This window comes from Nocardiopsis chromatogenes YIM 90109 (genome assembly GCF_000341185.1).
Taxonomy (GTDB): Bacteria; Actinomycetota; Actinomycetes; order Streptosporangiales; family Streptosporangiaceae; genus Nocardiopsis_A; species Nocardiopsis_A chromatogenes.
Map to the genome: position 1 here is coordinate 1 of NZ_ANBH01000313.1, position 13,625 is coordinate 13,625.

Below are 13,625 nucleotides of genomic sequence, written 5' to 3' on the forward strand. Positions count from 1 at the left end.
TGTCCAGCCGGTCGGTGCCGGACAGCTCGTGCCGGGGGTCGGCCGTCATGTCGACCCAGCTGTAGCCGTGGGGGAGGCGCTGGGGGTCGGAGACGATGGTGGCGGTGGTGCGCCAGCGGCCGTCGGCCTTGTCCGACTCGGTGGTGAGCCGGAGGAAGGCGATGCGGTCCTCGCGGTTGTCGTGGCGCACCACCATGGCTCTGGAGCGCTTACTCAGCTCATAGGAGCCCGACCGGGAGAAGTCCACCCGCGCACCGGCCGGACCGCGGCGGCTCAGCCAGGCCGCGAGCGCGGCGGCGGCCTCGCCGGTGATGTCGCGGTCCAGGTCCACGGTGGCGATGCTGCGGTAGACGAGCGACACCCTTGCTTCTCTCCCGGTCGGTCGGGCCGGACCCGTGAGGGGCCGGACGCTGGCCTGCGAAGCGCCGGTGTTCGGGCCTCTGTCCCCCACTCTGGCCCAAGCCGAGCGCGCACACCAGTCGTCCCATCCGATCCGGGGCACCGGGCAAGGGGAGGCCCCAACCACCTCGCGGGTGACGGGAACACCCGGATCGCCGGCCCTGTGTCCCCCGACCGGAGCGGCGGGGGCCCGGGGGCGTTCCGGCCGGTGGAGACGGCACGGGATCGCGGATCAGGCGGCGGTTCCGCGGCGCGGGACGGCCGGAGCCCACGCCCCCTGCCCGGCGCCCGCCGCGAACGCGGGCGACCGTGCGCCCTGCCGGTCGCCCGCGCCCGGACCGCGAGCAGCCCGGCGGAGCGTCGGCAGGGGGTGCGGAACCGCCCTGCCGACCGTCGCCGCCTCTGCGGCGGCCGCCGGGCCTACACTCCCCGCGTCAGCAGGTTCCGGCCCAGGTGCACTCCAGGTCGGCGGTGCCGGGCGTGCCCGGCGAAGACGTGCCCGGTGCCGAGGTGCCCCCCGCCGGTGCGCCGATCGCCGCCGGGGCGTCCAGCGCGGCGGGGGCGCTCGTCGGGGCGGGCCCGTCCGCCATCCGCTGGGCGCCCTCGCGGGAGAACTCCGCCAGGCGTACGCCGATCGCGTCCTGCACGTGGCGCGGCGCCGACCCCGAGTACCCGTTGTTCAGCACCACGAACACCAGCTCCTCGCCGTCGGCCGCGGTCACGTAGCCCGACAGCGCGCTCACCCCGGTCAGGGTGCCGGTCTTGGCCCGCACGTTCTCCTCGGCCGCCGTGTCGCGCATCCGGTTGCGCAGCGTCCCGCCGACCATCCGGTCCTCGGCCCCGGCCAGCGGAAGGGCGTTCTCGTACACCGGCCACCACGGCTCGCCGCGCGCGGTGTCCAGCAGGTCGGCCACCCCGTGCGCGGTCATCGTGTTGGTGCGGGCCAGCCCCGACCCGTCCGCCTGGTCGTACCGGCCGGTGTCCAGTCCCAGGCCCTCGGCGGCCTCCTCGACCACCGCGGTGCCCGCCTTCCACGAGCCGGAGTCCGTGCGCTCCGCCCCCATCGCCTTGACCAGCATCTCCGCGTGCCCGTTGTTGGAGAGCTTCATGAAGGGCACCAGGAGGTCGCCCAGCTCGTCGGAGGCGCGGTCGGCCACCTCGGCGGTGTACGCCGGGGCGGCGCCGAATCCGACACCGCCGGTCACCTTCACCCCGTTGTCCTCCAGCGCGTCGGCGAACAGGTGCGCCGCGTGCGCGGTGGGGTCGTCGACCGTGCGCAGCGCCTCGTACCCGTCGCCCCCGGCCGGGAGCGACCCGGAGAAGGTGAAGGTGTTGGTGCCGGGCTCGCGGGTCACCTGCAGCGACGGCGCGGAGTCCGGCGCCCCGGTGGCCGCCTCGTTGCGCACCTCCAGGTTGTCGGCCATCGGCTCCAGGCCGACTTCGACCGGGTCCCCCGCGGCGTCGCCGGGCTCGGCGGAGGCGGTGACGACGCCGGTGTCGTAGTCCTCGTTGGCGGCCACGGTCAGCGCGGAGATCTGCGCCGCGTAGTAGTAGGGCTCGTCCCCGGCCTCCCAGTCCGGGTGCAGCCGCTCGTCGTCGAAGAGGGTGTCGTCGGCGACCAGGTCCCCGGTGACCCTGCGGACCCCGGCGTCGGCCACCTCCTCGGCCAGGTCGTCGTAGGCGTCCGCGGTCAGCGTGGGGTCGGCCCCGCCGACCAGGTACAGGTCGCCGCGGACCACGCCGCCCCGGTTCGGCGCGGTGTCGGCCCGCACCCCCGTGGTGAAGCGGTGCTCGGGCCCGAACACCTCCAGGGCGGCGGCCGAGGTCAGCAGCTTCATGTTGGAGGCGGGCAGCAGCGCGGTGTCCGGTTCGCGGCCGTACAGCTCCTCGCCGGTGTCGGCGCTGCGCACCACCACCCCGGACACCGCCCCCTCCAGGGCCGGGTCCTCCAGCAGGGCGTCGAGGTCGCGGCGCAGTTCGTGCAGGGGGCCGTCGGCGGCGGCGGGGGAGGCCGCCGCGGCGACGAGGCCCGCGGCCAGGACGGGCGCGGCGCAGGCGCGTACGAGCAGGCGGGCGCGCGGCAGCGCGCGGGATCGGAGGATCGCCATCGGGTCGGGGCCCCTTCCAGGTCGACGGGGGATGGGCGGGGGGAGAGGTCGGTCGGGAGGGCGACGCGCGATCGGGGATCGTGGGTGACGGCCGGGCGACGGTGCGTAGGCAGGCTACCCCGGCGCACCCCGGGAGTTCGAGAGTCGCGGCCGGAATCGGGCGCGCCGCCCCCCCGCCGGGAACGCGAAGAGGTGCGGGAACGGTGGTGGTGGCCTGCGGGGCACGGCGCTACCCTCGTGGAACCGCAGTCACCGCCCCCTGACAGTCTGCGAGCGAAGCCGTGACCGAACGCCCCGACACCGCACCCGGCTGCCCCCTGCACGACGCCGCCGTCCCGCTGTACAAGTACGCCGAGCACGGCGAGGTCGCGCGCGTGTGGGAGACGCTCCGAGAACGGTACGGCCAGGTGGCGCCGGTCGAGCTGGAGCCCGGCCTGCCGGTGTGGCTGCTGCTGGGGTACGAGGAGAACCTGGAGGTCATGCGGGACTGGGGCGGCTTCTCCCGGGACACCCGCCGCTGGTGCGACGTGCGCGACGGCAAGCGCTCGCCCGGGGACGACCTGCCCATCGGCATGGGGTACAGCGGCAGCGCCCTGTACGCCGACGGCGCCGAGCACGCCCGCCTCATCGCCCCGGTCACCGACGCGCTGGCCCGGCTGAGCGACGTCCGGGTGCGCGCCGACATCACCCGGGCCGCCGACCGCCTCATCGACGACTTCTGCGCCCAGGGCGGCGCCGACCTGATGGCCGACTACTGCACCCTGCTCCCGGCCATGGTGCTCAACCGCCTCTTCGGCCTGGACGACGCGTTCGGCTACGCCCTGGGGGACCTGACCACCGCCATGTGGGGGCACGACGGCGACCGGTCGGCCGAGGCCGCCGCCCGCATGCGCGACTACTTCGCCGGGCTGGTCCGCCACAAGCGCGCCGTGCCCGGGGAGGACCTCACCAGCTGGATGCTGGGCCACGGGTCGGGCCCGACCGACCAGGAGACCGCCGACCAGCTGGTGACCATGGCGGCCGCCGCGCACCTGCCGACCGCCAACCTGCTCGGCAACGTGCTGCGCGAGCTGCTCGCCGACGACGCGCTGGCCCGCGACTTCGCCGGGGGCGGGCTGCTGCTCGACGAGGTCGTCGACCACGTGGTCTGGACGGTGCCGCCGGTCCAGGTGCTCCCCGCCCGCTTCGCCACCCGCCCGGCGGTGGTCGGCGGCACCCGGGTGGCCGAGGGCGAGCCGCTGGCGTTCGGGCTGGCCGCCGCGCACGCCGACCCGCGGCTGCGGCGCGGGCACCAGGACGAGGGCGCCGTCCCCTCCGGGCACAACCGGGCGCACCTGATCTGGGGCGCCGGGGAGCACCGCTGCCCCGCGCGGGCGGTGGCCGAGCGGGTCGTGGAGATCGGGGTGGAGCGCCTGCGGGCCCGGCTGGGAGGGCTGCGCCTGGCCCTGCCCCCCGAGGAGCTGTGGTGGGCGCCGTCCCTGTTCTACCGGGGCCCGGCCGCGCTTCCGGTGGAGTTCGAGCCAGCCGAGCCGTTGCCCGCCCCCGAGCCCGCGCCCGCCGCGCCGTCCCCGACCCCCGGGCCGGAGGAGGGCTCCGACGCGCTGCTGGTGCGGGTGCTGCGCTGGTGGCAGGGGAGCGGCCGACGCGCGCGCCGCGGAGGCTGAACCGCGGGCGAGGGGCCGGGCCGCGCCGGAATGGCCAAAAAGGCGTCGGCTCCATGGCCAAGTCGGACAACGCCGCACGCCGTCGCGGGCACTAGCGTCTCGGGCATGTCTACGCGTCCGTTCTGGCTGGCCGGGGAAGCCGCGACCGGCGACACCGAGATCCAGGTGACCAACCCCTACACCGGGGGGAGCGCGGGGGCCGCCGCCGTGCCCTCGCCCGAGCAGATCGAGCAGGCGGTGGCGGCGGGCGGCGNNCGCTCTTCCGGCGCACGTGCGCGCCGAGGCGCTGATGCACGTCTCGCGGCGCATCGAGGAGCACGCCGAGGAGTTCGCCGCGCTGATCACCGCCGAGAGCGCCAAGCCCATCGCCTGGTCGCGCGCCGAGGCCGGGCGGGCCGTGTCCGTCTTCCGGCTGGCCGCCGAGGAGGCCCGGCGCGACAGCGGGGAGCTGCAGCGCCTGGACACCGACCCCGGCGGCACCGGCCGCGTCGCCCTGGTGCGCCGCGTGCCCACGGGCCCGGTCCTGGGCATCGCCCCGTTCAACTTCCCGCTCAACCTGGTCGCCCACAAGGTGGCCCCGGCGCTGGCGGTCGGCGCGCCGATCGTCCTCAAGCCCGCCCCGGGCACCCCGCTCACCGCGCTGCTGCTGGGCGAGGTGCTGGCCGAGACCGGCCTTCCGCGCGGGGCGTTCTCCGTGCTGCCCATGCCCAACGAGCGCGCCTCGGGGCTGATCACCGACCCCCGGCTGCCGGTCATCTCCTTCACCGGCGGCCAGTTCGGCTGGGAGCTGCAGCGCCGGGCCCCGCACAAGCACGTCACCCTGGAGCTGGGCGGCAACGCCGCGGCGGTGGTGCTGGCCGACGCCGACCTGGACCACGCCGCGCGGCGCATCGCCCTGTTCGGCAACAACCAGGCAGGGCAGGTGTGCATCGGGGTGCAGCGCGTGGTGGTGGACGCGCGGGTCTACGACGGCTTCGCCGCCCGCCTGGTCGAGCGCGTCGGCGAGCTGGGCACCGGCGACCCCGCCGACCCGGCCACCCAGGTCGGCCCGATGATCGACGAGGCCGCCGCCGAGCGGGTGCACGGCTGGATCGCCGAGGCCGAGCGGGCCGGGGCCAAGGTGCTCACCGGCGGCGGCCGCGACGGGGTGACGGTGGAGCCGACCGTGCTCGCCGAGGTCCCCGCCGACGCCAAGGTGGTGCGCGAGGAGGTCTTCGGCCCGGTGCTGGTGCTGCAGCGGGTGGAGGGGACCGACGAGGCGTTCGCCGCGGTCAACGACAGCGACTTCGGCCTGCAGGCCGGGGTGTTCACCTCCGACATCGCCACCGCCTTCCGGGCCCACCGGGAGCTGGAGGTGGGCGGCGTCGTGGTCGGCGACGTGCCGACCTTCCGCGCCGACCAGATGCCCTACGGCGGGGTGAAGAAGTCGGGCGTGGGCAAGGAGGGCGTGCGCGCCGCGATGGACGACCTGACCTACGAGCGGGTGATGGTTCTCACCGGCGTGCAGCTGTGAGCAGGGCCGTGCGGAGTGGCGCGGCTCTCGTGGGAAGTGCCGCGCACCAGGGGACGCGGCTCCGGCCGCGTCCCCGCGGGTCCTCCGCGGCGGCCCCCCGGGCGCTGCGCGTCGCCCCGTCCGGTGTCCCGGGGGTTACCTAGCGGTATCGCGGCGATGGCACACTTTCCGTTGACGATCACTTAGGCCGGATTTATGCCTGTCTGAGTGCTTTTGGGGTGCTTTCCCGGCCGTGTCATGGAGCGCCCGGCGCGGGTCCGGTGCGGCCCGGCGCCCTCACAGCCACGGCGCCCGACGACGGGGCGCACCCCGGGGTACCGCCTCCCGACCGAGGCCCGCTCCGCGGTGCGCTCCCGCCCCGAGGGCGCGCTCATGCTTCAACGGAGAGGTAAGAGATGTCCCCCGACACCATTGGCCTCGCGCTCCTCCTCCTGGGGGTGTTGCTGCTGGTCGCCAAGCTCGTCCGGGTCAAGTGGAAGCTCACGCAGAAGCTGTTCCTGCCGAGCTCGATCATCGGGGGCGGCATCGCGCTGCTCCTCGGGCCGGACATCTTCGGCCGCGCGATGGGCCTGGCCGGCGTCGACTCCTTCACCGAGGGAGGGCTCTTCGGGCCCGGCGTCTACGAGGTCTGGTCCGCGCTCCCCGGCCTGCTCATCTCGGTGGTCTTCGCCGGGCTGTTCCTGGGCAAGCCGCTGCCCCGGTTCAAGGACGCCGCCCGGCTGGCCGGGCCGCAGCTGGCCTTCGGCCTGACCCTGAGCACCGGCCAGTACGTCATCGGCCTGCTGCTCGCCCTGCTGGTGCTGGTCCCGGTCTTCAACCTGCCCGCGCTGACCGGCGCGCTCATCGAGATCGGGTTCGTCGGCGGCCACGGCACCGCGGCCGGGCTCGGCGACACCTTCGAGCAGGCCGGGTTCCCCGAGGGCCAGGACCTGGCCGTGGGCATGGCCACCGTCGGCCTGCTCGCCGGGATCCTGCTGGGCATCGCCCTGATCAATTGGGGCGTGCGGCGCCGCAAGACCGTCGTGCTCGACTCCAAGGCCGAGATCTCCGACGCCGAGCAGGCCGGACTCCTGGTCGGCGAGAAGCGCGGCCCCGGCGCGATGCTGACCGTGCACCCCTCCTCGCTGGACCCGCTGGCGCTGCACTTCGGCCTGATCGCCATCGCGGTGCTCATCGGCCAGGTCATCCTGTCCGGGATGCAGGCCCTGGAGCAGGCGCTGTGGGCGGACACCATCGAGATCTTCGCCTACGTACCGCTGTTCCCGCTGGCGATGATCGGCGGCATCCTGCTCCAGGTGCTCATCGACCGCTTCGACAAGAACGCGATCGTCGACTCCATGATGATCGAGCGCGTGCAGGGCTTCTCCCTGGACATGCTCATCATCTCGGCCATGGCCACCCTGTCCCTGCAGGTGCTCGCCGCGAACCTGCTGCCGTTCCTGCTGCTGTCCGCGGCCGGCATCCTGTGGGTGGTCGGGGCCTTCCTGTTCCTGGCCCCCCGGATGATGCCCTCGCACTGGTTCGAGCGCGGCATCGGCGACTTCGGCCAGTCCCTCGGCGTCACCGCCACCGGCCTGGTGCTCATGCGCATCGTCGACCCGGAGCTGAAGACCCCGGCCTACCCGGCCTTCGGCTACAAGCAGCTGGTGTTCGAGCCGTTCTTCGGCGGCGGCCTGGTGACCGCGGCGGCCATCCCGCTGATCATCAGCCCGCACGTGGGCGCGGTGCCGTTCCTGGTCATCATGGCGGTGGGGCTGGCCGCCAGTCTGTACACGGGCCTGTTCGTGTTCGGCCGCAAGCGCAGGGCCGCGGACGACTCCCCGGCCCACCAGGGCGCTTCGACACAGCCCTAGCCGGACCCGGCGGCCGGGCGGCTCGGGCCCTCAGGCCGCGGAACGGCGCGAGGGGGAGGGGCGATGGGGCCCCTCCCCCTCGGCGCGTTCCCGCCGTCCCGCGGGCAGCAGGTCAGGCGTCCTGGGCCTCGTTGAAGACGCGGCGCTCGGATGCGCCCAGGACCGGCCCGTACTGGGTGTCCGCGTCCGAGGCGTACTTGAAGCTGACCACCGACACCACGGTGCCGCGGCCGGAGGCGGAGTCGAACCCGGCGAACCACGGCCCGCCGCTGGAGCCCTCGGTCATGTCGCAGGACATGCCGCGCGCGGTGGTGCCGCCCCGGTCCGCGTGGGTGGGGCCGCTGCAGGTGCGCAGCGTCCGGCCGTCGTAGGGCGAGCGGGCCGGGTAGCCGAAGGACCGGACCCGCCCGGTGTGGTCGCCGGAGAAGGAGATGCGCTGGGCGCCGGTGGCCTCCTGCACCGGTCCGCCGTCGCCTTCGCGCAGCACGGCGGCCCCGAAGTCGCGGCTGTCGTCGGTCCTGCGCGCCCACTCGGGCGTCACCAGCATCTCCCGGGCGGTGTACCGCCCATAGGGCTCCTCGCCGTCGTCGTAGCCCGGCACGAACACCCACTTGGACGCCCACGCCCCGGTGCCGTCCTTGAGGCAGTGGCCCGCGGTGACCACCGTGGAGGCGTTGCGGGCGCGCACCACCGACGCGGTGCAGGTGAAGTCGCGCCCGTCCATGCTCAGGAAGACCCGGCCGGTGGTGCGGGCGACGGTGCCGCCCCCGGTCCACACCGGCGCGTCGCCGCCGTCGGCCTGGTGCTCCCGGTCGGGCGCGCCGTATCCGGGCACCCCGTCGAGGAGCCCGTCGGCGGCGCCGCCGAGCAGCCGCCCGATGGGGCGGGCCGCGGCCATCCGCTCGGCGGTCCAGTAGTCCAGGACCGAGGAGGGCTCCTCGGAGGCGGTGTGGCGGACGGCGCCGGGGCCGTCCGCGGCGGGCGCGGGTCCGGCCGGGCCGGTTGCGGCGGCGGCCCCGGTGGCGCCTGCGGCCAGGGCGGCCGCGACCAGGGGCGCGACGAGGATGCGCAGGAGGGACGGTGTCATGGGACGTGATCATGCCATACGGAGGGTGATCGCGTACCCACTTTCGGTTGGACGACGTGTCGCGGAGTGTCGGACCGAAAACCGGGGCCCGGCCGGCGCACGTGCCGGCCGGGCCCCGTCGGGCGGGGGACCCCTCCGTCAGACCCGGCCGTCGGGGTCCGGGCCGGTGGGCACCGACAGCGCGGCCGGCGCCTCCTCGGTAGAGCCGAACTCCACCCGCTCGCCGCGGGCGCCCGAGTCGGTGTAGCGGGAGTCCTCGGTGTCCACCACCAGGGCCAGCCGCTGCCCGGCGGAGACGTCCCAGACCACCGGCTCCATCCGCAGGCCCACCTGCACCGGCTCGCCGGGCTCGGCGTCGCGCAGCGTGTAGGGCTCGTGGGTGATCAGCGACCCGGTGCCGTACCGGTCCACCGCGTACAGGTAGAAGTACAGCGACTGGTCGGCGGCGGTGGGGGTGACCACCACGTCCACCTCCGGCGACCCGCTCACCCGGGCCCCCTCGGTCAGCCGCGGCCCGGTCCACACCCCGGCGTAGGAGCGGTTCACCAGCGGCAGGGACACCCCGGTGGGGATGTCGGCGAACTGCTGGAGCGCGCCGCTGAGCAGCAGCGTCCCGCTCTCGGCGACGGTCCCGCGCCCGGCGCCCACGCCGTAGCTCCAGCCGGTCTCGGGATCCTCGGCCAGCCCGCCGGTGTACTGCCAGTTGTCCCAGGTGCGCACGGGCTCGCTCAGCCCGTAGTCGAGCGAGCCGTCGGAGACCGCCCCCCAGTCGGGGAAGGACGCCCAGCCGCCGCGGCCGTTGTTGGGCTTGACCCGCACCGGGTCCTCGGCGTCCACGCCGTTGTCGGCGCCCTTGAGGTGGTGGTCGAACCAGCGGGTCAGCTCCGACCAGGTCTCGTTGGGCAGCCCGACGGCGCCGAAGGCCTCGGGGGTGGCGTGGTCCCCGGCCGAGAGCATCATGCGCTTGGGGCCGGTGAGCTCCCCGTAGAAGTCGGTGAGCTGGCCGGGCGGGAAGATGCCGTCGTTCCAGGCGTGGCCGATCATCACGGCGGTGCCGTTGGCGTTGATCGCGTCCACCTTGGTGGAGACCGACCGCTCCGGGGCCAGGTCCAGGGCGGGCTGGACGTTGCCCTCGCGGTACTCGCGCTCCATCTCCAGCAGCTTCTCGCCGGGCGTCCCGGTCAGGTGGGCGGAGTTCAGCAGCAGCTCCACCGCCTGGTAGCTGATCGTCTCGTGGGAGTAGATCGACTCGGCCAGGTCGGCCCAGCCGCTCATCGCCCCCACCGCCTTGACCCGGTCGTCCTCGGCGGCGGTGAGCAGGCTGATCCCGGCGCCGTAGGAGATCCCGGCCATGCCGATGCGGTCGGGGTCGGCGTCGGTGTTCTCCAGCGCCCAGTCGATGACGGCGCGCGCGTCGCCCACGTCCTCGGGCCCGGCGACCTCGATCGCGCCGCCGGAGTTCCAGAAGCCGCGGGAGGTGTAGGTGACGACCTGGTACCCGGACTCGTAGGCGAGCCTCTTCGCGGCGCCCACGTAGAGCAGGTTGTTGGTGGCCCAGGCGGTCGGCATGACCAGCAGCGGGCGGGGGCCGTCGTCGCCGGCGGGGGTGATCACCTTCGCGGGCAGGTCGATGCCGCCGTGGCCGGGGATCGTCTCGTGGGTGACCCGGACGCCGGTCTCGGCGTGGGCGGGGGGTACGGCCAGGGTCACCATGAGTAGCGATGCGAGCACGGCGGTGCACAGTGTGCGGAGTCGGCGCATGGCGTCCTCGTTTCCGGCCCTCGGCGGGCCGCGAGCGGGGGTGCGGGGGTACCGCGGCGGTGCCGCGGGTGCCCGTCCGGGGTCGCGCCGTGCCCGGCCGCCGGGGCGGCTGGGCCCCCGTCGGGGCGGGTCCGCCAGGGGGCGGCGGACCGGAATTCTACTGTGAGGTAACTTACATGGACGGTAACTTAGACGCGGAGGGGATCGATGTAAAGAGGGGCGTGCGTACCTGATCCGCCGCGCCGTCCTCCCCCCTGAGCACGTGCCCCATGCGCGACAATGGCCGGGTGCGAATCGCTGAACGACTCCTGCAGAGCTCGCGCCCCTCCGACACGCGCGAGGTCGTGATCCTCGGATCCACCGGCTCCATCGGAACGCAGGCCATGGAGGTCGTGCGCGCGAACCCGGGCCGGTTCCGGGTGCGGGCCCTGGCCGCCGGGGGCGGCCGCGCCGAACTCCTGGCCGACCAGGCCGCCGAGACCGGCGCCGAGGCCGTCGCGGTCGCCGACGCCGGGCGCGCCGCCGAGGTGGCGCGGCTGCTCGACGAGCGCGGCAGCGGCGCCAAGGTGCTCGCCGGGGCCGAGGGCGTCGCCGAGGCCGCCTCCTGGGGCTGCGACGTGGTGCTCAACGGCATCACCGGGGCCCTGGGGCTGGAGTCCACCCTGGCCGCGCTGCGCGCCGGGCGCCTGCTGGCCCTGGCCAACAAGGAGTCGCTGATCATCGGCGGGCCGCTGGTGCGCGCCGCCGCCCAGCCCGGGCAGATCGTGCCGGTCGACTCCGAGCACTTCGCCCTGGCCCAGTGCTACCCGCGGGTGCCCGCCGCCGAGCTGACCGCGCTGGCCCAGGGGCAGGTGGACGCCCGCGTCGAGGACGTGCGCCGCCTGGTCATCACCGCCAGCGGCGGCCCCTTCCGCGGCCGCGACCGCGCCGGGCTGGCCGGAGTCGGCCCCGAGGACGCGCTGAACCACCCCACCTGGAGCATGGGGCCGGTGATCACGGTCAACTCGGCCACCCTGGTCAACAAGGGGCTCGAAGTGATCGAGGCGCACCTGCTCTTCGACGTCCCGCTGGAGCGCATCGAGGTGGTCGTGCACCCGCAGTCGATCGTGCACTCCATGGTCGAGTACACCGACGGCTCCACCCTCGCCCAGGCCAGCCCGCCCAGCATGTGCATCCCGATCGCCTTCGGCATGTCCTGGCCGCACCGGGTCGGCGCGGCGGCGCCCCCCGTGGACTGGACCCGCGCGCAGAGCTGGACCTTCGAGCCGCTCGACCACGACGCCTTCCCCGCCGTCCGCCTCGCCTGCGAGGTCGGGGCCGCCGGGGGCACCGCCCCGGCCGTGTACAACGCCGCCAACGAGGAGGCCGTGGACGCCTTCCTGAACGGCCGGCTCTCCTTCCCCGCCATCGTGGACACCGTCGCCCAGGTAGTCTCAGAACGTCACGGCACGGACGAACCGGAGGAACTCACCCCCGGAGACGTCCGCGCGGCCGACGAACGGGCCCGGAGCCGCGCCCGGGAGCTGATCGCCCGGGCAGCCTGAGGAGAGGTACATGACCGCAGTGCTCACGATCGCGGGGATCGTCCTTTTCTTTCTCGGACTCCTCTTCTCCATCGCCTGGCACGAGCTGGGCCACCTCGGCACGGCCAAGATGTTCGGCATCCGCTGCACCCAGTACATGGTGGGCTTCGGGCCGACCCTGTGGTCCAGACGCATCGGCGACACCGAGTACGGGGTCAAGGGCGTGCCGCTGGGCGGCTACGTGCGCATGGTCGGCATGATCCCGCCGGCCGCCCCCGACGTCTCCGGGCGGCCGATGGGCCGCATCCGCGCGATGATCGAGGACGCGCGCGAGGCGAGCAGCGTCGAGGTGGAGCCGGGCGACGAGGACCGCCAGTTCTACCAGCGGGCGCCGTGGAAGCGGATCATCGTCATGGTCGCCGGGCCCGCGATGAACCTCGTGCTGGCCGTCGGCCTGTTCGGCGTGCTGCTCATGGGCATCGGCATCCCGCAGCCCTCCACCACCGTGGACGCGGTGAGCGAGTGCGTGGTCCCCGCCGACGCCACCGACGCGACCTGCCCCGAGGACGCGCCGCCCACGCCCGCCGCCGCGGCCGGGTTCCGCCCCGGCGACGTGATCGTCGCCGTCGGCGGGGAGCGGGTGGCCGACTGGAACGACGCCAACCGGCTCATCCGCGAATCGCCCGGCCCTACCGATTTCACCGTCGAGCGCGGCGGCGATGAGGTCGAGCTGCAGGCCGACCTCATCGAGAACACCGTCGTGGCGCGCGACGCCGGCGGCGAGATCCAGTTCAAGACCGGCCCCGACGGCGAGCCGCTCACCGACGACCGGGGCTACCGCATCCCCGACACCGAGAAGGCCGCCTTCCTCGGCATCACCTTCCAGAACGAGCGCACCGCGCTGGGCGTGGGCGAGACCGCCGCCTTCATGGGCGACACCATCGTCGGCGTGGGCGAGGCGCTGGTGGCCCTGCCCACCAAGGTCGACGACGTCTTCCGGGCGGCGTTCCTGGGCGAGGAGCGCACCGTGGACTCGCCGGTGGGCATCGTGGGGGCCTCCCGCATCGGCGGCGAGGTGCTGGCGCAGCCCATCCCGCTGGTCGAGCGGGCGTCGTTCCTGATCAACCTGCTGGCCGGGGTGAACCTCTTCCTGTTCGCCTTCAACATGCTGCCGATCCTGCCGCTGGACGGCGGGCACATCCTGGGCGCCCTGTGGGAGTCGGTGCGCCGCGCCTTCGCCAAGGTGTTCAAGCGCCCCGACCCGGGCCCCTTCGACGTCGCCAAGCTGATGCCGGTGGCCTACGTGGTGGTGGCCTGCTTCCTGGTCTTCAGCGTCATGCTGTTGATCGCCGACGTGGTCAACCCGCTGCGCGTGACGCAGTGACGACGCGGTGACGCCGACGGGGCGTGGGGCGGGGCGTCCCCCGCGGCGCGCCCCTTCCGGTGACGCGCGGGTGTCCGGCGGGCGGCGGGCGCGCGGCCTCCCGGCGGCCGTGGCCCCGCCCCCGCGCGGGGGAGGGTAGCCTAGTCAGCGCATGCGGACGGCGGCGCCACCGCTCTCCCAGGAACCGGGGTCCCCCGGTCCCGGTGCGCCCGGCCGCCTCCTGCGCGGTGCCCGATGCGGCGCCCCGAACCCTTCGACTTTCAACCGAAGCCGCCGGACCACCCCGGCGGCCCGTGAGGTGAGACCGTGTCCGTCGATCTTGGAATGCCCGCC

7 protein-coding genes and 2 pseudogenes are annotated in these 13,625 nt (G+C 74.6%); 5 read left to right on the forward strand and 4 right to left on the reverse strand.

Annotated features, from left to right (window positions below; all coding sequences use genetic code 11):
* Together D476_RS34790 and dacB are read right to left on the reverse strand one after the other, a co-directional pair.
* Positions 1-361: pseudogene (locus tag D476_RS34790) on the reverse strand (hypothetical protein); the annotation flags it as partial.
* A 472-nt stretch (positions 362-833) separates the two neighbouring features.
* The gene (gene dacB / locus D476_RS0127610; protein WP_017627127.1) at positions 834-2,507 is read right to left on the reverse strand and encodes a D-alanyl-D-alanine carboxypeptidase/D-alanyl-D-alanine endopeptidase; all 1,674 of its coding nucleotides are present in this window, start codon (positions 2,505-2,507) and stop codon (positions 834-836) included.
* A gap of 281 nt (positions 2,508-2,788) precedes the next feature.
* Between dacB and D476_RS0127615 the strand changes: the two genes are divergently transcribed.
* From D476_RS0127615 to D476_RS0127625, 3 genes and pseudogenes are all read left to right on the forward strand, one after another.
* The gene (locus D476_RS0127615; RefSeq protein ID WP_017627128.1) at positions 2,789-4,171 is read left to right on the forward strand and encodes a cytochrome P450 family protein; all 1,383 of its coding nucleotides are present in this window, start codon (positions 2,789-2,791) and stop codon (positions 4,169-4,171) included.
* A gap of 105 nt (positions 4,172-4,276) precedes the next feature.
* A pseudogene (locus D476_RS34795) lies at positions 4,277-5,684 on the forward strand (aldehyde dehydrogenase family protein).
* A 395-nt stretch (positions 5,685-6,079) separates the two neighbouring features.
* Entirely contained in the window at positions 6,080-7,537 is a 1,458-nt protein-coding gene (locus D476_RS0127625) for a sodium/glutamate symporter (protein WP_017627130.1), read from the forward strand.
* A gap of 112 nt (positions 7,538-7,649) precedes the next feature.
* On the opposite strand, the gene D476_RS0127630 is transcribed toward D476_RS0127625, so the two are convergent.
* Positions 7,650-8,624, reverse strand: coding sequence for a trypsin-like serine peptidase (locus D476_RS0127630; RefSeq protein WP_017627131.1), 975 nt, complete (start codon positions 8,622-8,624; stop codon positions 7,650-7,652).
* Positions 8,625-8,762: 138 nt separating this feature from the next.
* The gene (locus tag D476_RS0127635; protein ID WP_017627132.1) at positions 8,763-10,385 is read right to left on the reverse strand and encodes a CocE/NonD family hydrolase; all 1,623 of its coding nucleotides are present in this window, start codon (positions 10,383-10,385) and stop codon (positions 8,763-8,765) included.
* 269 nt (positions 10,386-10,654) lie between these two features.
* Here D476_RS0127635 and dxr point away from each other — a divergent pair, with 269 nt between their 5' ends.
* Positions 10,655-11,929 (forward strand): 1-deoxy-D-xylulose-5-phosphate reductoisomerase, encoded by a 1,275-nt coding sequence (dxr, locus tag D476_RS0127640; RefSeq protein ID WP_017627133.1) that lies wholly within the window; start codon positions 10,655-10,657, stop codon positions 11,927-11,929.
* A gap of 10 nt (positions 11,930-11,939) precedes the next feature.
* Entirely contained in the window at positions 11,940-13,292 is a 1,353-nt protein-coding gene (locus D476_RS0127645) for a M50 family metallopeptidase (protein WP_017627134.1), read from the forward strand.
* Positions 13,293-13,625 lie beyond the last annotated feature (333 nt).

Bases quoted from the DNA above. Each gene is read 5' to 3' on its own strand.
- D476_RS0127635 (WP_017627132.1), bottom strand. From the start codon at position 10,385: ATGCGCCGACTCCGCACACTGTGCACCGCCGTGCTCGCATCGCTACTC.
- dacB (WP_017627127.1), bottom strand. From the start codon at position 2,507: ATGGCGATCCTCCGATCCCGCGCGCTGCCGCGCGCCCGCCTGCTCGTA.
- D476_RS0127630 (WP_017627131.1), bottom strand. From the start codon at position 8,624: ATGACACCGTCCCTCCTGCGCATCCTCGTCGCGCCCCTGGTCGCGGCC.
- D476_RS0127645 (WP_017627134.1), top strand. From the start codon at position 11,940: ATGACCGCAGTGCTCACGATCGCGGGGATCGTCCTTTTCTTTCTCGGA.
- D476_RS0127625 (WP_017627130.1), top strand. From the start codon at position 6,080: ATGTCCCCCGACACCATTGGCCTCGCGCTCCTCCTCCTGGGGGTGTTG.
- dxr (WP_017627133.1), top strand. From the start codon at position 10,655: ATGCGCGACAATGGCCGGGTGCGAATCGCTGAACGACTCCTGCAGAGC.